The following is a 24406-nucleotide window of genomic DNA, read 5'->3' on the forward strand; positions in this document are numbered from 1 at the left end:
GAAGTGGCAACAAAGGGGATCAAAAATGGCAAACTGCTGAGCAATTGTGGCAAAAAAATGGCAATTGTGTTTTTAACCGTACTTAGCGCAAAAACTTCGCTATAGTGCGCCTAAGTCAATATGAGTAATTAATAAAAATGAAGAAAATAGCCATCATTGAAGATGAAACCGCAATCCGCGAAAACTACATAGAAATGCTGAGCGCTCAAGGCTATCAGGTGAGTGGTTATGAAAACCGCCCTCAAGCAGAAGCGGCCTTTAAAGAAGCGCTTCCCGATTTAGCCATTGTTGATATTGGTTTAGGCCATGAAATAGATGGCGGCTTTTTACTGTGCCAAACACTGCGTTCACTTTCTAAAACCTTACCGATTATTTTTTTAACCGCTCGCGACAGCGAAATAGACACCGTATGCGGCCTGCGCATGGGCGCCGACGACTACTTAACCAAAGATATTAGCTTAGCGCATTTAGCCGCGCGTATTGGTGCGCTATTTCGCCGCATGGAAGCATTAGAGCAACCCGCTGATGCCAACGCATTAATAATTCGCGGTCAACTAACGCTCGATACGCAACGCATGCAGGTGCTTTGGCAGCAACAGTTGGTTGATTTAACCGTAACTGAGTTTTGGATGCTGCATTCACTCGCTCAGCGACCAGGACACGTTAAAAGCCGTAATGAGTTAATGAGCGATGCTAAAATTTATGTAGACGACAGTACCATTACCTCGCATGTAAAACGTATTCGTAAAAAGTTTATAGCACTCGATAGCCAGTTTGACTGTATAGATACCGTGTATGGCATGGGCTATAGGTGGGAGCAACCCACATGCTGAGATTTGGCCTACGCAGTAAATTTATCCTACTTTCGTGCTTTTTGTTTTTGTTGCCATGGCTTGGCTACGAATATGTATGGGAAATGGAAAAGTTTTTACGCCAAGGCCAAGAAAAAACGTTGGTAGGCACTACACGCGCACTGGCCACGGCCCTGCATGAACGCCCCGCTTTATTTGACGAACAAACCAACTTTTTAGATCAGGTGGTAAAAGGCCGCGATCTCTATGCTTATAATTTAAAAAGCCCGATTCAGCTCGATGGCAAACTCAACGACTGGGACGCTTATCAATCGCTGTTTTGGCTTTATGATAAACGCTACTTACAAACAGCCAATGATAACCATCAACTGAGCAACTTATCATTTAGCCACATGGTGGGAAAGTTTGATAATTACTTATATGCAGTATTTAAAGTCACAGATGATGCTTTAGTTTACCGTGCTAAAAACAGCCTCAGCATTACCAATAATGACTATGTAAAAATTGGCCTAAAAAATCCTGATGGGCTATTTAATACTTATATTATTGCTCCGCGCCAAGATGGCTGGGTCAACGCATTTGATGCCAACAGTAAAATGCCTTTTACTAAAATTCAGGGCTTTTTTAAACAAACTGAAACAGGTTACAACCTTGAGCTGCGCTTTCCTTTGAGTATGCTTGGCAATAAACTGGGGTTTGCCATTGCCGATGTTGATAGTAAACAACCAAACCAAACACCTAATATCATGTCTACATCCAACTTAAATAACCCAAATGATTTAGGCTCAGTACTGGTGCCCTCCCCTGAGATAAACCGTATATTAAAAGGCATGGGCCACAGCGGCAGTCGCATTTGGGTGGTCGATAATCATCATCGTGTTTTAGCGCAATCGGGCAGTATTCAAAATGCCGATGGCGTATGGGCTGATGGGCTAAAAAATCAAGCGCCAAAAACCGCATGGCAACGCTTTGAACAAACCTATTTGCATCCTTTGTACTATAAAATTTTAACCCGTCCCGAAGATGAGTTTATAGACACCCTGCACGATGTCGCCTCAATGCAAGGTACTCATTTAGCCAAAGCACTCAAAGGCCAACCCGCATCGTCGTGGCGACTCACCCCCGACAATAAAGCGGTGATTTTATCGGCCGCGTATCCTATTTGGATTGAGGATAAGGTTATTGGCGCAGTTATAGCCGAAGAAACCACCAATGGCGTGCGCACACTGCGTAATAAATCGCTGGAAAAACTGTTTAATGTGATTTTGGCGGTCATGCTGATTGGTACTGTGACTTTGTTCTTTTTTGCCTCACGTATATCAAGTCGTATTAGGCGACTACGCGATACAGCAGAGCAAGCCATTGATGCTCAAGGGCGGGTAACAGGCCATATAAATTACAGCGATGCCAATGACGAAATAGGCGATTTATCGCGTAGCTTTTCAAATATAGTGAGCCGCCTTGGAGGGTATACCGATTATTTAGAAAATATGTCGTCGCGCTTATCTCACGAGCTGCGCACGCCGGTTGCGGTTGTACGTTCATCACTTGAGAACTTACAAAGCTTGCAGCAAAGTGAACTGAGTCAAAAATACCTTGAGCGTGCCAGTGAAGGAGTTGAGCGTTTAGGTAAAATAATTACCACTATGAGTGAAGCAACCCGCCTTGAGCAAAGCATTCAAAGTAATGAGCCAGAGCCGTTTGATTTACAAAAAGTAATTAGTGGCTGTATGCAGGGCTACCAACTTACTTATCCTAACCAGTTATTTACACTCAACATTTGCCAATGCACACTGCCAATGCAAGGTGCCCCTGAATTTATAGCGCAACTGCTCGATAAGCTAATAAATAATGCCTTGGAATTTAGTGAAGCCAACACCGCGATTGAAGTCAGCCTGAAGCAAAGCGAAAACAAAGCAACATTAACGGTAAGTAATACAGGTACTTTATTGCCTGAGGGACTTACTGAACATATTTTTGATTCTATGGTTTCGGTGCGCAGCCAGCAAATGCAGCAACAACCGCATTTGGGTTTAGGGTTATATATTGTCAGGTTGGTGTGTGATTACCATAACGGTACAGTAACAGCACACAATAATGAGCAAGGCAACGGTGTGGTGTTTACCGTGAACCTGCCTTTAAATAATTAAACAAAAAGCGGTTTAATTATAAACCGCTTTATTTTAAAGCTTTGCAGTTACAATTTAATTCACACTCAAGTGTAACGATTCACTTTTAATTCATTCGCTCAGTCTTAGTCTACTCACCTAGGAGGAGTCAAAATGAAAGAGTTATTAGAACCCGAAGAAATAGAGTTTATTCTCGATTTATATCGTCCTAATGCAGCCAATAACCATGCTCAACAGGGCGCGACTAAAAAGCACAAGGTAAGTAATAAACAAGCCATGCAAGCTGAGGCTTTAGCTCGTAGTGCTTAACTACACAAACCTTACAAGTTAGCCATTAAGCTGTAAAAACGCTTTAATACAGTCTATTTCTGCCTGCTTGACCGTTTCGCCTATTTCAGGGCCTTTTTTACCGCTTTTAAGCGCGTCTTGCACTATCTGTTTTTTATCCATTTTTTGTAGTTCGTTGTGAATAGCACGTAATTTAGCGGCTTGTGGATAAGGCTTATCTACCAGCGTTTCGCCTCGTCCTTGTGCATCACACTGACAGGCTTGAGTAAAGGCAATAAAACGCTCTGGGTGCACTAATGCATTTAAATTAGTGACGATTAATTTATGAATGGTTTGCGGCCTTAATTGTTCAAGCGTGTGGCAAAGCGTATGGTTATCACTGGTAAGCACACCGATATCACGAAAGCGATTAGGTACTTTTAAACGTTCACAAAAGGCCTCAACCACCGCAACCCCTTCACGTTCATGGCCGCGTAAATTCCCCTGTTTTTTGTAACTAAGCGCTTTACCAAAATCATGAGTTAAAGCAGCAAAACGCGTTTCTAAATTAAAGTTTAAATCGGCTGCTCGTCTAAGGACTAACATAGTATGTACAAACACATCGCCCTCGGGGTGATGATTTGCAGGCTGCGGAGTGTTTTTCATTTGCTCAATTTCAGGAAAAATACCTAAGCCATCTAATGCTTGAAAATAAAGCTCTGGGTGTTTTTCACCAAGCGCTTTTTCTGTTTCTAACCACACGCGCTCAGGCACTAAATGTTCCAGCTCGCCTTTATTTTTAAGCTCCTGCATTAATGCAGTAGTACTTGGATGAATAGACCATTCACTACCATAACGGGCTAAAAAACGGGCAATACGTAATACCCGAACCGGGTCTTCTACAAATGCGTGTGTGGTGTGGCGCAGTATTTTATTTTTTAAATCATCTTGACCATTAAACGGGTCAATAACAGTGCCGTTTTCGTCAAGTGCCATAGAGTTTATGGTTAAATCTCGGCGTGCTAAGTCTTCTTCAAGCGTAACATTGGGGCTCGCATCCACTACAAAGCCGGTATAACCTTTACCACTTTTACGCTCAGTGCGCCCTAGTGCATATTCTTCTTTAGTGTGTGGGTGTAAGTAAACGGGAAAATCGCTGCCAATGGGTAAAAACCCAAGCGCTTCCATAACCTCTGGCGTTTCACCAATAACAACGTAATCGTTATCTTTTGATTGTATGTTTAACAGTTTATCTCGTACTGCTCCGCCAACTAGGTAAACTTGCTTTAAGCTTTGTTGCACTTTATCCCCAACCACTACTTTTAAGGTTTTCTTTGATGTTAATCATACCTAATCGCAATTTAAAAATCAGTGTTGTTTGCCAAGCTTTAGTAAGCTCATTACAATAGTGCATTATTTTTTATACCTCAACTCACCTTAACTAATGAAAAAACACTCAGCAAAAAAAGAACTTAGGTTACTGCCCATCCTTTTGATCGTTATTATTATGTGTGTTGCGGGGCATTTTTTGCTGCAAGCTAATTTTCAAGACAGTCATTTGGTTGAGTATTTGTTAGCTGCGATTCCATTTGCTATGTTTGGCTTAGTGATAGTGGCCTTTAAAATGGCAGCTAAAAGTGAACAACAAGAAAGTGATGAGTAAATAAGTTACTGATAGTTTTTTTCTGCTTTAGTGACTTTATATAAATAGCGTCTTGATTCCGCACGTGAGTGCTTAGTGGTGAGAATGTTATAAAACTGGCTTGAAGTAAGCTGATTTATTTGTGAAAACGCCACACTTCTATTTTTATTAAATATACGCAATACATTACCCGCCCCACCGTTATAAGACGAGATCATTGCAAAGTGTTTACTTTTATCGGTATTAATTTTATGTAAGTAATTATTTTTTAAAATACTTAAATACGCGCTGCCAATATCAATATTATGTTTTGGATTAAACAACACCGCTTTGGTTGGCTGCCCAGGTACTTTTTTAATTTTTTGATACACATCCCTCCCTGCAGTTGCGGGGATCACTTGCATTAATCCATATGCGTTTGATGAGCTCACCGCATGTGGATTAAAGCTACTTTCGGTTTCAATAATGGCATAAATAAGCGCTGCCGATATTTGATATTTTTTTGCAGCCGCCAGCACATAATCACTGTACTTTTGCTTTCTTAAATGGGTGTTTTGCTCCACTAAATCAAAGCTAACCGACGAAATAAGATGCCCATATTGTCGTTGCTTTTTTAAGTTATTATTTACTAAATAACGCGCAAACCGGTTCGCTCGCCAAGAGTATTTTATTGGTAACTTATCTTGGTCGAGTACTTGTTGATATAAAAATGGTTCGCCTTCTAATATGGGGGCTTCGCTGGTAAAAATATCGGTTTTATCGGGGTCGCTGGAGGTCAGCAGGGTCATAACAATGGCCTGCTGTAACAAGCTTATTGTATTTTTTAACGCGATGGTTTCTACTTTTACAGTGCCTTGCTCAAAATCAATAATGGCACGAGCTTGGTAATCATTACTGTATTTGACGTATTTTTTTGCACTAGGCTGTTGCGTATTTTGCTTACCCCACTTGCGCCCAGCAACGCTTTCTAATGCGGCTAAAAGCTGTTTTACGCTACCAACCTGTGCTTTAATAGAGCGGTGTGTTTTTTGTGCTTGCTTGTGAATTGCAACCACATTGGTAGGGTCGTTTTTTACTTGCTTTACCAGTTTATTTAAATCAACAACGGGCGGTAAACCCGACAGTGATTTACAGCCACTTAAGCCAACTAGCAAAAGTATAAACGCATACTTTTTCACACAATATCCAAACAAATGCTTAGCAACTATAATACATGATAACCAAACCAGTCCGGTTTAATTGGTTGTGTTTGGCCGCTTGGGGTTAGCTTAATATTAAGCTGACTATCGAGTAAATCAATCGCAAAGCAGTCATCAACATCATATAAATCATCTTTATGAAGATGACTCAGCCCTGCTAATAAGTCATTTTTAGCGCGTTGTTTCGCCTCTTCACTACTACTGGCAACATACAAAGCAAAGTCGTGTTGCTCTGCCATTGAGTCGCTACTGTAAGCACCTAAGTTAACAAAATAAAGTTGCTTATTTTGCTCTACATAACTATCAACTACCTCGATTTTATAACCATCAATGTGATTAACCGCCATGTAGCTATCCATGTGTACACTGTTTTTATCACCCACCCATTGGCTTTTTAATTTGGTATAGGTTTGCTCAATATTTTGGCCTACCACAAAACGTACGTCGTGCATTTCTATGTGACAACCTTGGATGCGTCCACCTAAATACACCATAAATAACTGCATGCTCACTTCCTTTTAAAAACCAAATTAAATTAAACTATCTACGTCAATCTCATGCTTTTTAATCAACTTATAAAAATCAGAACGATTACGCTTGGCAAGTTTGGCGCCTTCTGCCACATTGCCTCCTGCCATTTTCAGGGTATTAATTACATAGTCTCGTTCAAACTCTTTTTTAGCGTCATTAAGTGATAATGGCTCAACGTTACTTTCATTACTGTTTAGCGCACTAAGCACTAAATGTTCAGATATAACCTCACTAGGAGTCAACGCAACCACTTGCTCCACTACATTTTGTAATTGACGTATATTACCTGGCCAATCATACCTTACTAGGGCATGCATGGCATCGTTTGCAAAGCGCTTTTCTTTTTGCTCCATACGCTTTGCGATGTTGGCACTAAAAAAGTTGGCTAATAAGCTAATATCTTCACGGCGTTCACACAGCGGGGGCAACTTTAAGTTTACGACGTTTAACCGGTAGTATAAATCTTCTCTAAACTGCTGATTACTTATCGCTTCAGGCAGGTTTTTGTGGGTTGCAGAAACAATTCGCACATTAATAGGAATTTCTTCTTGAAAGCCCACTGGGCGAATGGTTTTTTCTTGCAGCACACGCAACAACTTAACTTGTAAATTAAGCGGCATATCACCAATCTCATCTAAAAATAAGGTACCGCCTTGCGCTTGCTGAAATAAGCCTTGATGATCTTTTACAGCTCCTGTAAATGCCCCTTTTTTGTGACCAAATAGCTCTGATTCTAATAGCTCACCAGGCACGGCCCCACAGTTTATTGCCACAAATGGACCATCACTAACATGGCTATGCTGATGAATCGCCTGCGCAAGCAGCTCTTTACCGGTACCGCTGGCACCAGAAATAAGCACGTTAACTTGTGTAGGCCCTAATAGTTTCACTTGCTCCAGCAAATGCAGCATAGCGCCACTGCGGGTGACAATATTACTTTGCGGGGCGACTTCATCATTATTAACCCCATGTATCTCAATGGCTTTAGCTAGGCTGTCAAATAGCTCATCTTTATCAACGGGTTTTGTGATAAAGGCAAAAATACCTTGCTTGGTGGCCTCTACCGCATCAGGGATAGATCCATGAGCCGTCATCATAATAACAGGCAACGCAGGGTAGCGGTTTTGCAGCTGTCGGTGCAGCGCCATGCCGTCCATTTCATCCATTCTTAAATCGGTGATCACCGCATCAAACACTTGGTTTTTAAGTAGTTGTAATGCGTTCATACCACTATCACAGGTCGTTACTTCATAACCCTTTGATTGAATTCGAATCGCCAGTAATTGCAGTAAGCTGGCATCATCATCAACGAGTAAAACTTTAGCACTTGATGGAAGTGTGACTGACATAGTTACTGCTCCTTGGTTTCTTCACGTAATAAAAGTTGCTGTTCAATTGCGGCTAATGACGACAAGGTTTTTTGCATTTTGGCGTTCAATGCTTGCTGTTGTTTTTTTGCATCTATTTGCATTAATACGTGCTGTTTTTGCAGCCACAAATAGTGCTTTATATCATCGGGCCAATAGTACGCCTGATCCAGCTTAAGCAATTGACTCATCACAGTATTTGGGTCACTACTAAGCTTTAAACATGCTGTACTAAAAAACGCTTTCAGAGCTTGCTCCCCTAAGTAGGTTTCATTGCTAGGCGCTAATTTGAAACCACCGCACTGATTGGCATGCCAAGCAATAACTTGCGCTGCAGAGGGATATATTGGCTCTGATTTTGGCCGAGGTTTGGGGTTTGGCTGATTCGTTTTGCTATCTGGCTGAGAGGGTACATTTAATGCTGATTCCCCCTGTGTTTGAGTGTTTGTTATTTCACACCCAGATAAAAAAACAAGACTGCTGGTTAGCCATACAATAGCCATTAAACGCGCAGACATATTATTTAACTCCTTTATTTTTATAGGGAATGACAGTATTAAATCGACAGCCTTGCGGCTCATTATGCTCAATTTTTAGTTGCCCATGTAACTGTTCAACTGACTCTTTGACTATAGTAAGACCTAAACCACTGCCTTGTAAGCTAATCTCTTTGGTATGTTTACCTTGATAAAACGCCCCAAAAACATGCTCTCTTTCATGCTCTTTAATGCCACAGCCCTCATCTGCTACCTGCATATTTAGGCCGTTATTTTCTAGACTCAAGCTAATAGTAACGACTTGGCTTGGCTGAGAAAACTTTAAGCCATTGGAAATTAACTGAATTAAAATCATTTCAATTAACTCCCGTGGCAAACTAAGAGAAATATTAGGTAAACTATTGTGCCAAATAAGCGATTGTTCTCGCGCATTTAAGCGGTGCTCAAAGTGGTTATTTACCTTTTTTATTAGCTGATTAAATTCCACTTCACTGACGTTGTCTTTACTGGTGCGAATGGCGTTATAACTCAATAAACTGTCTATCATAGTACGTAGCCTCACCATCGATTGACTGATCAGCCCAAGTACCGCTTTTTGCTCGTTATTGATGGGGCCAACGATTTCATCGGCTAGTAATTCAGTGCCCTCAACCATAGAAGCCAAAGGGGTTTTTAATTCGTGAGTAACGTGGCGTAAAAATGTATCTTTTTGTTGTTCTAACATATGCAGCTGCGCTTGCACCCACTGCAACTTGTTACCTAACTCTATGAGTTCAGCTGATCCCTGCACCGATATTTTTTGCTGCCAATCTCCTTGGCCTAATTTATCAATCACTGAGGTTAAGCTTTTTAAGCGCCCGCTTATGCGCCACAAAAAACCGCCGCCAACAAGCAGCGTTAAAGGCGTAAGTGCAATCAACCAGTTTATAAAGGAAGCTTGTAAATTTGTGAGCTTAATTTGGTTTTGAGTGATTTTGGCTTCATTTTCCTCACGTAACCACAATGTTAGCTCCGCTAATATTTCGCTGATTGGCACAAATAATTCAGCTTGTTGACGCGCTTCAACCACAAGTTGAGTATGCGCCGTTTGCAAAGTATCCGTTAGCCGTTGCCATTTGTGTGTATTTACTTGGTTATTTGAAAGCTGTTTTAGCTCATTGACGTTTTGCAATGATGATTGCCATTTATCTACGATTAGCTTATCGAGTGAGTCGCTCTTTAATACCCAGTTTTGCCTAGTTGCTCTTTCTAAACTATTAAGCTCTTGCTTAAGCAGATTAAACGACTTAGTTACTTGGTAATTATTACTCACAATTTGCTGAGTGACCGCTAATTGCTTATTTAATACATTTAAAAACACAATAACCACTATAGATAAGGGCAACAGCGACAACAGCATGCTCATTACAAATTGGCCAATTAAATTGGGGCGCCAATTTATCAATGCTTTATATTTTTCAGCCATGACTGCGGGCATACAAAAGTCCTTTACTATTTTTAAACGTTCTATTATTAAGCGCTCAACTTATACACTCGCTGAACCATCAAGGATAAAAACCCCTGCTGTCTCTAAATAGCGACAAGTTAAGCAATTGATTTAAAAAATTTTAAACGCTTATAACTGCAAAATTGTTGCATAAAACACACAGTTACTTGTAAAAATTACGCACCAATCATCACAAAAAAACATAACTCACTGATTATTAATAAAAATAAATATTGGCATCATTTTTGTTACGAGAACATTAATATTAATCTAAAAAGAGCCAAGGAATGTTCAAAAACAATTTACAGAACGCTGCACTTATCGGTTTGTGCCTAACCAGTACTCATTTATTCGCCCTTGATGTAGATGCTGAATTTAATCGTTTAGACAAAGACAGTAATGGCACATTAAGTGAAGCTGAAGCAGGTGAAGATGCTTTATTACATGAGAACTTTGCACAGATAGACACCGATGAAAACGGGCTCATATCTCTAAACGAATTTAAGCTGTTTATAAAATAAAGGAGTACATTCATGAAACAACTAATTGGTGCTTTTTCGCTCCTATTTTTAGCTATTAGTGCCACCGCACTGGCATCGCCATTAAATGTACGTTTTATGCATTTAGATAAAAATATGGATGACCAAATATCGCTTGTTGAGGCAAAGCAAGATAAACAATTACTTAAGCAGTTTGCCGATTTAGACAAAGATAATAACGAGATGATTTCTAAAAAAGAATTCCAAAACTTTAAACCTTAAGTTTAGATTCAAGTTTAATCTATTAGTATAGAGTTAAAAGCATTTGCCATAATCCCTGAGGGAGTGTGTAAACGGATTTAATGTTGGGATTTAAATTATGGCAAGTGCTTTATTTCATTACTGCCAGCAATTAAAATATGCCTTGGAACGCCAACCATGAAAATACAGCTTCTCCTTATTGGTGCTTTACTATTTGTTAGCCATAGTGCATTTGCACTTGATGTAAAGCAACGCTTTGAACATCTAGACACCAACAACGACGGGTATTTAACCCATAGCGAGCTTGCTGCTCAGCCTCAGCTATTAAACTCATTTTCAAATTGGGATGAAAATCAAGACAACAGAATTTCTTTAACTGAGTTTAAAAACTATCTAACCACCAATTTGTACTGAGTATTTAGATGAAACCTATCCGCCATATTATTTTACTAACGCTTACTGTTGTTAGCTGCATGAGCTTTGCGACAAATAGCTATATTGCCTCAGAATTTGAAAAACTTGACCGTAATCAAGATGGTTTTTTAACTCGTTCGGAAACTGCCAGTGATCCTGCTTTATGGTCACGCTTTGGCAGCTACGACCGTGACAAAGACGCACAATTGTCATTAAGCGAATATAGTTTGTACGCCAGTAAATAAATAGCTCCCTGAAATAAAGCCTACTTAATTAGGCTTTATTTGAGAAGATTAAACAAATTCTTTCCTGTTAACACGCAACCTATCCCCCCCCCGAATTTGCTTGCTCTAGCTAAAAGCTGGACTTATTCGACTATTAATAAATTATGCTATTGGTATTCTAAATTTGAGTTTGCTACTGTGATAGTACAAATAATAACAACATACCTCTTATGCAACTCAATAAATTAATTAAACCGGTATTACTAGCAAGCCTCTGCGCCTTATCTAGTGTGGCAATTGCACAAACGAAAGTAATATATAATGCCAATGGCTACACCCCTTTATACAAAGGAAAAATGCGCCATGGCGAAGTAAATACATTTACAACCTTAGTCATAAAAGATGGCAAAGTTGTAAAAACAGGTCCTGACAGCTTAAAAAATAGCTTCCCGGGCGCAACCCTAATTGACGCCAATGGAAAAACCTTATTACCAGGGCTCATTGATGCGCACGGACACGTAATTGGCCTGGGTGAAAACTTGTCACAGCTGGATGTGCGCGGCGCAAAATCGGTAGATGAAATAACCGCTAAGCTCAACGAATTTGCCAAAGGCAAAGAAGGTTGGATTATTGGTCGGGGCTGGAACCAAGAGCTATGGTCCGACACGCGTTTCCCTACCGCTGCTGATTTAGACAAAGTCGTCAGCGACCGCCCTGTTATTTTATCGCGAGTAGATAGCCATGCTATTTGGGTTAATTCAAAAGCACTAGAACTTGCCAATATTAATGCTGACACACCAGCCCCAGCAGGTGGAGAAATCATAAAAGACGAGTTTGGCAAACCTACCGGTATTTTTATAGATAAAGCAGAAATCTTGGTTACCCAACATATGCCTGCAACGTCTGCGCAATCGGTTAGCAATGCATTAGATGCCGCAGGTAAACATTTATTAAGCTTAGGCATTACCTCAACCCACGATGCAGGTATTGATAAAACCACGTGGCAAGTTTATAAACAGCGCGCTGAGTTAGGTACATTACCGCTTAGAATTGTAGCGATGTTAAGTGCAGCAAGCCCAGATTTAAACATGATGCTTAAAGCGGGTCGGTATCAAGATGCTCAAGATTTTTTATCTATTCGCAGTGTAAAAATTTACGCTGACGGTGCCTTAGGGTCACGCGGTGCCGCGCTTATTGAAGAATACGCAGACAGAGCAAACCACTTTGGCCTAATGCTTGAAACCCAACAAAAGCTAGAACAATTATTTACACTCACTTTTAAAAGCGGGTTTAGTGCAAATACCCACGCCATTGGCGATAGAGCAAATAAAATTGTGCTCGATGCCTATCAAAATGTATTTAAGCAAACCGGTGGTATACTACTGCGTAATCGCATGGAGCATGCACAAATCGTCTCGCCAGAGGATATTCCGCGCTTTAAAACCCTGAAAATAATTCCATCAATGCAACCTGTGCATGCTACATCTGACATGCATATGGCAGAGCAGCGTTTAACCGATAAACAACTCCAAGGCGCATACGCTTGGCAAACATTCTTAGAGCAGGGGTCGACTATTGCAGCGGGTTCTGATTACCCTGTCGAGCTCGCGAACCCGTTTGATGGCTTATATTCTGCCATTACACGTATGGATCATAATCAATTGCCTGAAAACGGTTGGCGCGCCAGTGAAGTGTTAAGCAGAGAAGATGCATTACGTGCGTTTACCCTTGGCGGCGCGTATGCAGCGCATCAAGAGTTTAAGCTAGGGAGTTTAGAGCAAGGTAAATGGGCTGACTTTATACTGGTTGATCAAGACTACTTTAAAGTCCCCATTGAGCAGCTATACAAAACTCAGGTGCTGCAAACGTGGATTGCGGGTACGTTACGCTACGAAAAAGATGCCACAAAAGCGGAGTAATTAAAAACAAAAAAGGGTTAACTTGCGTTAACCCTTTTTTGTATCAACTTTTGACTGACGATATAGCTTAATAATGTGATAAATATTAACCAAAGCCAACAAGCCGTTGGTAAAAGCCACCGGCACTGAGCCTATAGCCGCACCGTAAAAAGTAAACGCAATACAGCCCAATAAATTAAACCAACGTAGTTTGGTTACATCAGTCATGGTTAATGATATGACTAATAAGACGGATGCTAAATAACCTAAATATTCCCAACTCAATTGTTCTCTCCTAGGCTTTAGGTTAGTATTACGCGTTAAATTTTAGTACATTATTAAGCTACGCTACGAAGTAGTTAAAATAAAAAAGCTAACTTACCAATAAAACCTTAAAATATACTGGTTAATACCACAATTTTTAATCATTACACGGAAGAATGAAGGTCATTTAACGCTATTAATTATATTAACGGCGTGGGCAAGTTAGCATAAATTCTTAATCTTAATGCTATCGTCATTAAGGTGTAATAAATAGGACAATTGTCCGAAGAGCATGATTGATGTTTCAATACCATTTTTCCAGTTACCTTGTTGATCAACTGCTGACGTTTGCCGGCAGTAGTTTTCAGCAATCAAAAAAAGAAATATTAATACAGCAAGACCAACCGTTAACTAAGTTGGTGTTAGTGCGAAGTGGAACTGTATCGTTTAGTTACGATGTAGGTAATGGCAGGCGCCTGCTTCTTGGCCAACTCGACTGTAACAATACCCTAATTGGCGAAATTGAAGCACTTAATAATAACCCCTGCATTTACACGGTAACCTGCTTTAGTGATGTCACGTATAACTTGATTGAATTAAAACATTGGCGCGCATTATTGCTCGATAAACCCGAGCTAAGCTTATATACGGCGCAAACGATTGCGGCTAAGTTTCAAGAAAATCAAAAAATTAATTTAGATAAGCTGTTACTGCCGTTGAGCTACAATATTGCCAAAGACTGCTTATTACGTGCAGAGAATAACAATCCCACTTTATTACGTGCTTACCCTACGGTAAATGCAGAAGCTGAGCGCTTTGCAACCACTGAGCGTGCATACAGGCGTGTAGTGAGTGAGTTAGTAGAGAAAAACTTAGTGCAAAGAAGCACACAAGGACTACAAGCTGTCGATATTCCCAAATTAAGTGACTATGTAGATAGCTTTGCACAGCTTTAAAGACAATAAAAAAGGCCACTAAGGCCTTTTTTATTGAGCAAAATCACGTTTACTTTTCAAGTAAAATATCGTGGATTTTAGCTAAATCAGATTTACCTTCAATAATTTCATCCGGCGTTAAACCTGATAATTCATGCGGGAATACTAACCATTCTTCAGATTCATGAATGTAGTAATCAGGCACTGTATCAACTTTTGAATTTTTTGGCTTGTAGTATGGACAAGCAATACGAATATCACGTGGTAAGTTTAAACGCATTAGCTCAGAGAGCTTCTCTTTTAACGCTACAATACTACGACCTGAGTCAAAAACATCGTCAACAATCAGTAAAGAGTCACCTGCATTTGCGTTTTCAACTATGTAGTGTAAACCATGTACTTTGATTTCTTTTGATTGCTTACCAATACCGTAATAAGACGAGGTACGAACCGCAATGTGATCCGTTTCTATGCCTTTGTAATCATAATATTCCTGAACCGCAATCCCAATTGGAGCACCACCGCGCCATATACCAATAATAAAATCTGGACGAAAGCCATCTTTATACACTTGTGCCGCTACGCGGAATGAATCTTCAAGTAATTGTTGAGCCGTGATATAGCACTTTTCTGACATAGTAAGGATCCCAGTGGTATGTATAATATTTGAGCGAGGTTTAAATAAAAATAGATGCCCAAACACGTAATGGCGAAGGATTTTACCGTAAATAAAACAAAATTGCTTGTTTGGCGGATAAAAAAATAGGCACCCTAAGGTACCTATTTTTTAACTAATGCGTAATCTCAGTAGATTATGCCTTTTCAAGTAGGGTACGTGCTACGGTGCGCATACCTTGTGTAGTTGCACCTGAAGCCCATTGACTTGTGCTACCACCCATATTAAATGCAGCAGCTAAATCGATGTGTACCCAGCCTTTGCCATCGTTTGGCACAAAGCGAGATAAGAAACCAGCGGCGTTAGATGCACCACCGAAACCACCGCCTTTTTGGGCGCGGCTATTTGCTGTATCCGCATACGGCGATGGGCAGTTTTGTTGATGCCACTTTTCAAGTGGTAATGGCCATGCGGCTTCCATTTCTTGTGACGCAAAGTCTTCCACTTCACGCACTAGCTCTTTATCAAGGGCAAACAATGCGTTGTACTCTTGACCAACAGCAACAAGGGCGGCACCAGTAAGGGTTGCCGCATCAATAATAAGTGGAGCGCCTGTCTCGCCTGCGGCCATTAAGCCATCAGCCAATACTAAACGCCCTTCAGCATCGGTATTTACAATTTCAACGGTTGTGCCATTTTTGTAAGTAAGAATGTCACCTAGTTTGTATGCATTACCCGAAATTAAGTTCTCTGCACAACATAAAAACAACTTAATACGCTTTTCTACGCCACGGCTAATTGCCAGTGCCAAACCTGCGGTTACCGTTGCTGCACCACCCATGTCGCACTTCATACCCAACATACCTTCGCTTGGTTTAATTGAGTAACCACCTGAGTCAAACGTAATACCTTTACCAACAAGTGCTGCGCTTACCGGTGCGTTCTCATCGCCAGTTGGGTTGTAATCAAGCTCAAGTAATACTGGCGGACGCTCACTACCACGACCAACGGCATGAATACCAATCCACTGCTGTTCTAATAGCGCATCACCTTTTATGATTTGATAGCTAACATGCTCTGGTGCAAGTGATTGAATAAATTCAGCGGCTTTTTCAGCTAAGCTTTCTGGGTAAATGTCATCGGCGGTGCCATTGATCATTTCACGTGCCCACGTTGCCGATGCTTTTAAATCAGCGAGTTCTTTAAGATCAGATTGTGCGTTATCAACAAACTCAACACCGTTTAGTACTTTTGGTGATACAAAGCCTTGGTAAAAAGCCCATTGGCTCTCTGTGCACCATACATCACCCTCAAGAACAACATTTTTAATGCCTTGATTTGCAATTGTACGACCCGCTTTTTGCACATTTTTTAATGTTTCTTGCTCAGATAAATGAACCGTTGCGCCGTGTTCGTTAAAAGATAATGACGCACTTTCGCCCCAATGCCCTGGTGCCAACTGCTCGCTTAATTGAACAACAAATTTTTCACTCATGTTAGAATATCCTTGCACTTAAATGTGCGGTTGAGTTTACTATAGAGCGCTTAAGTTCCCAACTGCTTGAGGTGAATAACCTCAACCGGCCTGTAAACCTCAATTTCACTTACCCTAAACTCAGGTTATTAAGTTTGCTAACATATTGAGCTATCAAAATATTTAAGTTTATTATCTCTAGAAAAAATGAACTCAACGCAGTTAGCGCTAAAACAACTATTTGAAATAAACTTATTATCCAGCGCTCAGGTTACATAAGGAAGTAATAAATGAAGTACACCCCGCCATTACAATCTGCCACTTTATTAAAGCGTTACAAACGCTTTTTAGCTGATTTAGAGCTCAGTGATGGCACTACTTTTACCGCTCACTGTGCTAATACGGGTAAGATGACGGGCTGTGCCGATGCCGGTTTTACTGCCTTTTATTCCACCAGCAGTAATACCAAGCGAAAGTACCCGCAGTCATTAGAGCTGACGCAAAATAATGTATCACAGCTTATTTGTGTAAATACCGCTATCGCCAATAAAGTGGTCGAAGAAGCACTTAATAATGGGGTTATTGATGAGCTTACAGGCTATCAACACATACAAAGTGAAGTGAAGTATGGCAGTGAAAACAGCCGCATCGACTTTTTACTTACCCACAGCAGCAAAGCCAATTGCTATGTTGAAGTTAAATCAGTCACGCTGCTGAGCGAAGATCGTCCACAAAGTGGTCAAGGCTACTTCCCTGACGCCCAAACTGTTCGTGGGCAAAAGCATATTCGTGAATTAATCGACATGGTAAAACAAGGGCATCGAGCGGTATTACTATTTGCAGTGCTGCACCAAGGCATCACACAAGTCAGTGCAGCAGCGCATATTGACCCAATCTATGCACAATTGCTTAGCGAGGCCATTGAGCAAGGCGTAGAAGTATTAGCTTATAAAGCACACATTTCAGCGAGTGAAGTTACTTTAATTGAAAAAGTGCCGTTTATTGACTAGGTAAACAGCGCGCCAGCATTCGTACTGGCGCTCAAAGTGTGCTTACTCTTTACTCATTGATAAATCCATTTCATTAATTAAATTTAGATTAATATCTGCATCTTTAAATAAGATGGGTCTTAATACTGGCGTATTTGAGTAAAAACGCGATTGATCATCAAAATGTTCTGAACTTGAGTCTGAACTTTGCGACATAGTCAGTAATCCTTTTGCCACAGGACCATCATCGGTAAAGTTCATCACAAACATCCAGCTCGATCCGTAATTAACAGGGTAACCACTGGCTGTTAAATTTGACGCTAACGGTTTACCTGTTATCGCATCATCCAATGTTTGATGATCGATATATGGGATCACCGTAGAAAATGAACGACTGCTACTGCGATCAAAACGATACACATTAAAGCCTCCTTCCACACTCATTGGCCCACTCCAAGGAAGTTGCTCGCCTGAAGCAATGCCGCCTGCTAGCGTTTTTTCAACAAATTGCAGCTCACCTAAAGTACTGTTTAATGCCACGCCATTGCTTTGTAAATTAAGCACTGCATGCGCTAATGCCGTTAACGCAGAGCCATCGGCAAGTAAGGTATTTGGCGTATTTGCAGGGTTGGTCACATCAAAATTATCATATAAGTATTCATCACCATTAAATAAGTGAGCAAACTCTCTGATTAACGCAGCACCTTGTGTATCAAGGTTCATAGCGCCATTCCAGTCCTCTAACACGGCGCAGGCAGCTGTTAGGTCAATACTTGCTCCATTAGTTAGTGTAACCGGTGTTGCGCCACGCGCTTTACACTGGGCAACTAAATCATCAAATACTAATTCACCTAAATAGATACGATTGCCTACTAGCGCATTTTCAAGTTCAGCCAAATCAAACTTACTGTCTTCACCGCCTCCCTCTTTTATGAGCTTCAAACCCATACGGGTACGCAATGATAATGGCTGATGAACATCGCCATATTGCGCAGCAAAGCCCACAAGAGGTTGTTCAAGATTAGTAACCCAATAGCTGTCATTTGAGTTTTGTACGTAGTCAGTGCGACTTAGTTGGGGAGCTTGTTCAAAAGGCACAACGCCTTGCGGCTCAAATAACTTTAAGTTACCAGGTACTAAATCAAAGCCCGTCGACTCTCTAAGTGCAACCAATTCAGGTTGCAAACGAATTGCCATATTTGCGGTATCACTCAGTTTCAAAACGGTGCTGTCATCAACAAAAAAGACATTACCTTCTTTATCGCTGGCCATGGTGTTATTAAATGAAACGCCATCGTATTTAGCAAACGAGGCCTTCATCTCTTCTAAGCTGGTTGCTTGATTAATAGCTGACCACTGAGCAACCACATCCATATTAAATTCATTGGCATCTTTGATGGTAAATGCTTGGCTGTCGTTCCACCCTAAACCATTTGCGGCAGGTGTTTCAATCATTAAACCATGGTGGCTATAGTAAAACGGTTTGCTAAGTGTAATTGTGGTCCCTGGTGCCACAGTTACCTCAACGTTAATTGTTTTTGAAGTAATTTCATAATTATCACCTTCAACGCTGTAACCCATGCGATCATTTTCATTTAGTGCTAGCTGATAAATTAAAAAATGACGTGCTGTAGAAAAAGTATGGGTCCAAGCTATGTGCTCATTAAAACCAATATTGATCACTCCTGGCATCCCTTGCAAACTGCCCCCCATTACATTCATAGCGTTGGGAATGGTTAGGTGTGATTGCCAAAAGCGTAAATTGCCCTCATGAGGAAAATGAGGATTTGCTAATAGACCACCTTTACCATTGGCCATCATATCTTTACCAAGCCCCCAACCATTTGACCCTAAGTGATCAAATTTTTTCTCTAGCTTAAATTGCTTTGCTCGCTGATTAATATTGCCTACCATTGAAGACACAGCACTTGGCTGCTCTGACGTAGGCATTGGCAGATACTCATTCGCATCACCCGGGTTTGCTAAAAAAGCGAGCTCTAAAAAGTTAGCCGAGCTGGCTAGCTGCACTGTAGCCATAGAGTACGCCAACATATCTTGTGCTGTTAAACTGGTAACCCAAGGTGCAGAGGCACACTCCGGCGCTAAATTATCAACCCCCGTATCAGTAACGTATTTATTAAAGCCTTGCACAAACCCTTCAAAGTGCGCTCGGCTGTTCTCTTCTAATTGATCATAATTGGCTTGAGCATATTCATTCACACCCAAGGCTTTATAACCAAAGTCAGAAATTAAATGCGTTGAGTCGCCACTGCCTGGTACTTTATCTGGACCATAGTATTTCGAGCGTTCACCGCGCACTTTAATAATTTGATCCATCAATAGACACGCATGATCTTTAGCATAAGCATAACCACTACCAAACGCTAAGCTCTCTAAGTTATCAGCAGTGATATGCGGCACACCGAAGGTAGTCCAACGGATATTCGCATCAAGTTTATTATCGTCATCAAATGCAATTATTGGCGCGCTCGTCTCTGGAACGGGATCAGGCACCACGACAATTGGTGGTGCAACGTTATTGTCATTGTCTTCGCTACAACCAATTAAAAGTAGGCTACTGGCGATACAAAGTGAGAGTAAATGGGGCTTCATTGTGGTGTTCCTTGTCATTATTATTGTTTAACTTTACAACCATGCCGTAAATACTTATTAAAATCTTGACCTCAAACGCACAAAATTGACTTTGCGCGCCAGTTAGGGCAGCTTAAACTTTAACCGTCTAGAAAAGGATATTTTATGTATTTTGTAAGTAGCCAAATTATTCGTTCTTTAACTAGTTACTTAGCTTCTCAAGGTCTGAATAAAGAACACTTACTTAATAATATTACTCAAGGAGGGCAGCAACTTAATAACAGTCGCTATAAATACCCGCTTGCTGATTACGAACAGCTCATGGCCATTGGCGCAAAACACTTAAATAGGAACACAGTAGGATTAGAGTTTGGTCAAGCGCTTAATGCGCAAAACTGGGGATTACTTGGGCATATTGCTTTAGTGAGTGACTCTTTATTAAGCGCATTACAACATGCTTTAAAGCTGCATACCTTAGTTAGAAACATTGGCACTATTAGCCTACATCATCACCAACAACACAGCAGCCTAGAATGGCACCCCAAAACACCAGTCACACACTTCATGGCAGATGAGCTTTTTAGTAGCTGGCTTGCTTTTGCTCAACAATGTTGTGAATGGCAAGCCCCGTTGATGCTCAGCCAAATAAAATTAATGCGCCAACAACCGCCCATCAATGAAGTTAAACAGTATCAAAGTGTATTTAACTGTCCTATTGAGTTTAATAGCACAACAAATAGCATGATCTTTGATAGCCAATTACTACACTGCTCACTAAAAGGCGCTAATAACGAGCTAGAAACTTTATTAGCCGCACAGGCTATTAACTATAACCACGAAGCTCAGTATATTAGTCAGCTCAAAGCGCTAATAACACAACACCTGCCAGAGCGTTTAAGTGTTCAGCAAGCTGCTCAGGCATTAGCGCTATCAACTCGCAGCCTACAGCGTTACTTAAAACAACAACACACCAGCTACAGCAAAATTATTGACGAAATATGCAAACAACAAGCCCTTATATTACTAAAACAAGGACTCAGTTCGTTAAACATTGCCACTGCGCTGGGCTTTTCTGAACAAAGCGCTTTTCAGCGTGCTTTTAAACGCTGGTATTGTATTACGCCTAAAAAATACTTAACCGAAAAGTAAAAGATAAGTTGTTTTTATTATTTTTGCCCACATAACAACGCCAGTTTATAAACCGATACTGTAATAAAAAAGTATAAACACTGCTTTTGCTACTTTTATATGGGTAAACAGGGTTGAAGCTAATTCGATTATTTAAAAATAAATTTGCCTAGGGTATGAGTTTCTGTTATTTATACCGCCGGCTAATGCTGAGGCATTAAATTAAGGATTTAGGAGAGAGTTATGCCAGACCAAAAAAGACATGGTTTATTGGCTCAAGCCGGTTTAGAACCATACCAAGAAAAACCGGGTGAAGAGTACATGAATGAAGCACAACGTGCTCATTTTAAAACAATTTTAGAAACTTGGCGTAATGATTTACGGAACGAAGTTGATCGTACTAAGTCACACATGCAAGACGAAGCAGCTAACTTTCCTGATCCCGTTGACCGCGCAGCACAAGAAGAAGAGTTCTCATTAGAGCTTCGTACTCGTGACCGCGAACGCAAATTAATTAAGAAAATTGAAAAAACAATCAACTTAATTAAAGAAGACGAGTTTGGTTTTTGTGAGTCTTGTGGCATTGAAATTGGCATTCGTCGTTTAGAAGCACGTCCTACTGCCGATTTATGCGTAGACTGTAAAACACTTGCCGAAATTAAAGAAAAGCAAGCTGGACGCGGCTAATTAAGTTATAGCCATGTCTTCTACAGCCGTTACCGCGCAAGTATCTGACTATCGCGGCCGATTTGCACCGTCTCCTTCGGGGCCGTTACATTTTGGCTCACTTGTGGCGGCTGTAGGTAGCTACCTAGATGCAAAAGTTAACCAAGGGAAATGGTTAGTACGCATTGAAGATATAGACACCACTCGCGTTGTTAAAGGCGCAGCCACCGATATCCTAAATACCTTAGACGCCTACAGCCTTAATTGGGATGAAAACGTTGTGTATCAAACACAGCGTCTTACTATTTATCAAGATGCAGTAAACTCACTGTCAAAACAACAGCTTATTTATGCCTGCCAATGCTCTCGTAAGCAAATAAAAGCGCTAGGTGGAATTTATCAAGGGCAATGTAAACATAGCCAACTCAGTGAACAGGGTCATGCCCTTCGCTTAACTCAATGCCATGCAACTGTGACTTATAACGACCTTATTCAGGGGCGTATTGACGTTGACCCTGCTCTGGCCCATGAAGATTACATTATAAAACGTAGCGACGGTTTATTTGCCTATCAACTGGTGGTGGTTATTGATGACATTGAGCAAGGGATCAATCGAATTGTACGAGGCGCTGATCTACTTGAACCTACCGCCCGTCAAATAAGTCTGTTTAAGCAACTTAATAACCCTATTCCAGAATTTGCTCATTTACCTTTAGCGGTAGCAAAACCTGGATTTAAACTCTCTAAACAAAATTACGCCCCCGCTATTTGCAAACAAAATCCCAAACCGACTTTGATAGCGGTATTTAACTTTTTAGGTTTGCCAACCCACGACCAACTTATGGATTTAACCACAGAGCAATTACTTGCTTGGGGCGTGGCACATTTTAACTTAAGCCGCGTTCCCACTACGCGTGAAATACAGATTTAACGCTCTTTCGCGGATTGGGTATAACAAATTCAAATAAAATCGTTAAAAATGGCTTAATTTCAGCACTGCAACTTAATTTTTCCACCTTGCTGGTATATGATAGCCGCCTAAATATATGCTAATTACATAAAACAGTAAGTACAGCTCTATGAGAAGGTACTTGTTGTCATTTTGATTGCAATGGCGAGTCAATCAACCGCTTCTCTAGGAGACAGACTATTATTTCCAAGCTTTTTCAATTTTGTCGACAAATTATCGGCCCGAATGCCAGTGCCGAAGATGTCGCAATCAGCAGTGAACCGTTGGTGATCCCTCGAGGTGAGCATGGTATTTCTCGCAAACAATTTAGCCCAAATGCAATCAAAGTACTCTATCGCCTAAAAGATGGTGGCTATGATGCCTACTTAGTTGGTGGTTGCATTCGCGATGTATTGTTAGGTCAACAACCCAAAGATTTTGATGTTGTAACCAATGCAACCCCTGAGCAAGTTAAAAAACTGTTTCGTAACTGCCGTTTAATTGGCCGCCGCTTTCGTTTAGCGCACATTGTTTTTGGTCGTGAGATTATTGAAGTGGCCACCATGCGCGGCCATCACGAAGCACAAGAAGACAAAAATCAAATTAGCCAATCAAGCGAACATGGGCAACTACTTCGCGACAACGTATTTGGCAGCATTGAAGAAGATGCCGAGCGTCGTGATTTTTCAATCAATGCCTTATATTACTCAATCAATGATTTTTGTATTTATGATTACGCCAATGGTTTAGCGGCCATAAAGGCAAAACAAATTGAGTTAATTGGCGACCCTGAAACACGCTATCGTGAAGACCCCGTGCGTATGCTTCGTGCAGTGCGCTTTGCTACTAAACTCGATATGCAAATAGCACCTGCAAGCGAAAAGCCAATAACCGCTCTAGCTAGCTTGCTTGATAACATTCCACCGGCACGTTTGTTTGAAGAAATACTCAAGCTGTTTTTAAACGGCAAAGCACAACAAAACTTTTTAATGCTGCGCAAATACGGGTTATTTAAATCGTTATTCCCAGAGCTTGACCGCATTTTGGATAAAAACCCAGGCGGGCTTGAAGAAACCTTCATCAAGCAAATGTTTGCAAACACTGACATCCGCATTAATGCAGAGAAAAAAGTCACCCCTGCGTTTGTATTTGCAGCGTTACTGTGGTTTCCATTGGTTGAACGTACTGAAAAAATTCGACGTCAAGAACAACTCTCTGAATACGATGCCTTTGCCCAAGCAATTAATAAAGTACTTAGTGAGAACGCTCAGCATATTGCAGTGCCAAAACGCTTTACGTTAGGCGCCCGTGATATTTGGCATATTCAACAACGTTTAGACAAACGTGCAGGCCAACGTGCCTATCGCTTAACACAGCAGCCTCGTTTTAAAGCCGCTTATGACTTTTTACTACTGCGTGTTGATGCCGGTGAAACTGAGCATACAGAGCTTGCACAGTGGTGGACACAGTACTTGAGTCAAGATATTAATGGCCAAAAAGAAATGGTGCGAGAGCTAGGTCATCAAGGTGGACCAAAACCACGTAAGCGTCCTCGTCGGCGCACCACTAAAAAACCAGCTGAGTAAA

Annotated in this window: 25 protein-coding genes; 15 read left to right on the top strand and 10 right to left on the bottom strand. The window is 40.9% G+C overall.

The genetic code is table 11. The features are described 5' to 3' along the window. Positions 1–137: 137 nt before the first annotated feature. The 3 genes from pdsR to AAGD16_RS12110 all read left to right on the top strand — a co-directional run bounded on the left by pdsR (position 138) and on the right by AAGD16_RS12110 (position 3250). Entirely contained in the window at positions 138–833 is a 696-nt protein-coding gene (pdsR, locus tag AAGD16_RS12100) for a proteobacterial dedicated sortase system response regulator (RefSeq protein WP_138563125.1), read from the top strand. Beyond that, entirely contained in the window at positions 827–2962 is a 2136-nt protein-coding gene (gene pdsS / locus AAGD16_RS12105) for a proteobacterial dedicated sortase system histidine kinase (protein WP_377112021.1), read from the top strand. Before pdsR ends, pdsS begins: the two co-directional genes overlap by 7 nt. A 132-nt stretch (positions 2963–3094) precedes the next feature. Then, entirely contained in the window at positions 3095–3250 is a 156-nt protein-coding gene (locus AAGD16_RS12110; protein ID WP_010387666.1) for a hypothetical protein, read from the top strand. A gap of 18 nt (positions 3251–3268) precedes the next feature. Here AAGD16_RS12110 and AAGD16_RS12115 read toward each other — a convergent pair whose 3' ends face one another. After that, on the bottom strand, positions 3269–4510 hold the full coding sequence (locus tag AAGD16_RS12115; RefSeq protein ID WP_377112024.1) for a multifunctional CCA addition/repair protein: 1242 nt from the start codon (positions 4508–4510) through the stop codon (positions 3269–3271). Between the two features lie 142 nt (positions 4511–4652). Here AAGD16_RS12115 and AAGD16_RS12120 point away from each other — a divergent pair, with 142 nt between their 5' ends. Beyond that, entirely contained in the window at positions 4653–4871 is a 219-nt protein-coding gene (locus AAGD16_RS12120) for a hypothetical protein (RefSeq protein WP_024602373.1), read from the top strand. Positions 4872–4876: 5 nt separating this feature from the next. Here the strand turns inward: AAGD16_RS12120 and AAGD16_RS12125 are convergent, their stop codons facing one another. The 5 genes from AAGD16_RS12125 to AAGD16_RS12145 are packed head-to-tail and all read right to left on the bottom strand — an operon-like array spanning position 4877 to position 9921. Further along, complete coding sequence (locus tag AAGD16_RS12125; RefSeq protein WP_377112027.1) at positions 4877–6028, bottom strand: murein transglycosylase domain-containing protein; 1152 nt, start codon at positions 6026–6028, stop codon at positions 4877–4879. A gap of 26 nt (positions 6029–6054) precedes the next feature. After that, a complete protein-coding gene (locus tag AAGD16_RS12130; protein ID WP_377112030.1) occupies positions 6055–6555 on the bottom strand; it encodes a DUF1543 domain-containing protein in 501 nt (166 codons plus the stop codon). A gap of 24 nt (positions 6556–6579) precedes the next feature. Next, entirely contained in the window at positions 6580–7929 is a 1350-nt protein-coding gene (locus tag AAGD16_RS12135) for a sigma 54-interacting transcriptional regulator (RefSeq protein ID WP_335675234.1), read from the bottom strand. Between the two features lie 2 nt (positions 7930–7931). After that, the gene (locus tag AAGD16_RS12140; protein WP_033102858.1) at positions 7932–8465 is read right to left on the bottom strand and encodes a hypothetical protein; all 534 of its coding nucleotides are present in this window, start codon (positions 8463–8465) and stop codon (positions 7932–7934) included. Between the two features lies 1 nt (position 8466). Next, the gene (locus AAGD16_RS12145) at positions 8467–9921 is read right to left on the bottom strand and encodes an ATP-binding protein (protein WP_377112034.1); all 1455 of its coding nucleotides are present in this window, start codon (positions 9919–9921) and stop codon (positions 8467–8469) included. 296 nt (positions 9922–10217) lie between these two features. On the opposite strand from AAGD16_RS12145, the gene AAGD16_RS12150 reads away from it, so the two are divergent. From AAGD16_RS12150 to AAGD16_RS12170, 5 genes are all read left to right on the top strand, one after another. Further along, complete coding sequence (locus tag AAGD16_RS12150; protein WP_013465728.1) at positions 10218–10451, top strand: cag pathogenicity island protein Cag25; 234 nt, start codon at positions 10218–10220, stop codon at positions 10449–10451. 12 nt (positions 10452–10463) lie between these two features. Then, positions 10464–10691, top strand: coding sequence for a hypothetical protein (locus AAGD16_RS12155; protein ID WP_024602367.1), 228 nt, complete (start codon positions 10464–10466; stop codon positions 10689–10691). A 156-nt stretch (positions 10692–10847) separates the two neighbouring features. After that, a complete protein-coding gene (locus AAGD16_RS12160; protein WP_036956583.1) occupies positions 10848–11084 on the top strand; it encodes an EF-hand domain-containing protein in 237 nt (78 codons plus the stop codon). 8 nt (positions 11085–11092) lie between these two features. Beyond that, positions 11093–11329, top strand: coding sequence for a calcium-binding protein (locus AAGD16_RS12165; RefSeq protein ID WP_016900453.1), 237 nt, complete (start codon positions 11093–11095; stop codon positions 11327–11329). 209 nt (positions 11330–11538) lie between these two features. After that, entirely contained in the window at positions 11539–13227 is a 1689-nt protein-coding gene (locus tag AAGD16_RS12170; protein WP_377112039.1) for an amidohydrolase, read from the top strand. A gap of 27 nt (positions 13228–13254) precedes the next feature. On the opposite strand, the gene AAGD16_RS12175 is transcribed toward AAGD16_RS12170, so the two are convergent. After that, positions 13255–13491 carry a YgjV family protein gene (locus AAGD16_RS12175; protein ID WP_024602364.1) on the bottom strand — a complete coding sequence of 79 codons (237 nt, stop codon included), beginning with the start codon at positions 13489–13491 and terminating at the stop codon, positions 13255–13257. A 278-nt stretch (positions 13492–13769) separates the two neighbouring features. Here AAGD16_RS12175 and AAGD16_RS12180 point away from each other — a divergent pair, with 278 nt between their 5' ends. After that, a complete protein-coding gene (locus tag AAGD16_RS12180; RefSeq protein WP_013465733.1) occupies positions 13770–14426 on the top strand; it encodes a Crp/Fnr family transcriptional regulator in 657 nt (218 codons plus the stop codon). 49 nt (positions 14427–14475) lie between these two features. On the opposite strand, the gene AAGD16_RS12185 is transcribed toward AAGD16_RS12180, so the two are convergent. Then, a complete protein-coding gene (locus tag AAGD16_RS12185) occupies positions 14476–15042 on the bottom strand; it encodes a phosphoribosyltransferase (protein ID WP_008111161.1) in 567 nt (188 codons plus the stop codon). A 175-nt stretch (positions 15043–15217) separates the two neighbouring features. Continuing rightward, positions 15218–16516 (bottom strand): aminopeptidase PepB, encoded by a 1299-nt coding sequence (pepB, locus tag AAGD16_RS12190; protein WP_028835718.1) that lies wholly within the window; start codon positions 16514–16516, stop codon positions 15218–15220. Positions 16517–16785: 269 nt separating this feature from the next. Here pepB and sfsA point away from each other — a divergent pair, with 269 nt between their 5' ends. After that, entirely contained in the window at positions 16786–17505 is a 720-nt protein-coding gene (sfsA, locus tag AAGD16_RS12195; RefSeq protein ID WP_377112044.1) for a DNA/RNA nuclease SfsA, read from the top strand. 42 nt (positions 17506–17547) lie between these two features. Here sfsA and AAGD16_RS12200 read toward each other — a convergent pair whose 3' ends face one another. After that, positions 17548–20097, bottom strand: a complete 2550-nt coding sequence (locus AAGD16_RS12200; protein ID WP_377112047.1) for a penicillin acylase family protein — start codon at positions 20095–20097, stop codon at positions 17548–17550. 144 nt (positions 20098–20241) lie between these two features. Between AAGD16_RS12200 and AAGD16_RS12205 the strand changes: the two genes are divergently transcribed. The 4 genes from AAGD16_RS12205 to pcnB all read left to right on the top strand — a co-directional run bounded on the left by AAGD16_RS12205 (position 20242) and on the right by pcnB (position 24405). Beyond that, on the top strand, positions 20242–21225 hold the full coding sequence (locus AAGD16_RS12205; protein WP_128583336.1) for an AraC family transcriptional regulator: 984 nt from the start codon (positions 20242–20244) through the stop codon (positions 21223–21225). A gap of 222 nt (positions 21226–21447) precedes the next feature. Then, positions 21448–21891: an RNA polymerase-binding protein DksA gene (dksA, locus tag AAGD16_RS12210; RefSeq protein WP_013465738.1), complete on the top strand. Its 444-nt coding sequence runs from the start codon at positions 21448–21450 to the stop codon at positions 21889–21891. A 13-nt stretch (positions 21892–21904) separates the two neighbouring features. Further along, positions 21905–22801: a tRNA glutamyl-Q(34) synthetase GluQRS gene (gluQRS, locus tag AAGD16_RS12215; protein WP_096038716.1), complete on the top strand. Its 897-nt coding sequence runs from the start codon at positions 21905–21907 to the stop codon at positions 22799–22801. Positions 22802–23106: 305 nt separating this feature from the next. Next, a complete protein-coding gene (pcnB, locus tag AAGD16_RS12220) occupies positions 23107–24405 on the top strand; it encodes a polynucleotide adenylyltransferase PcnB (protein WP_024602358.1) in 1299 nt (432 codons plus the stop codon). The last annotated feature ends 1 nt before the right edge of the window (position 24406 follow it).

Source organism: Pseudoalteromonas sp. M58 (genome assembly GCF_042604605.1).
Lineage (GTDB): Bacteria > Pseudomonadota > Gammaproteobacteria > Enterobacterales > Alteromonadaceae > Pseudoalteromonas > Pseudoalteromonas tetraodonis.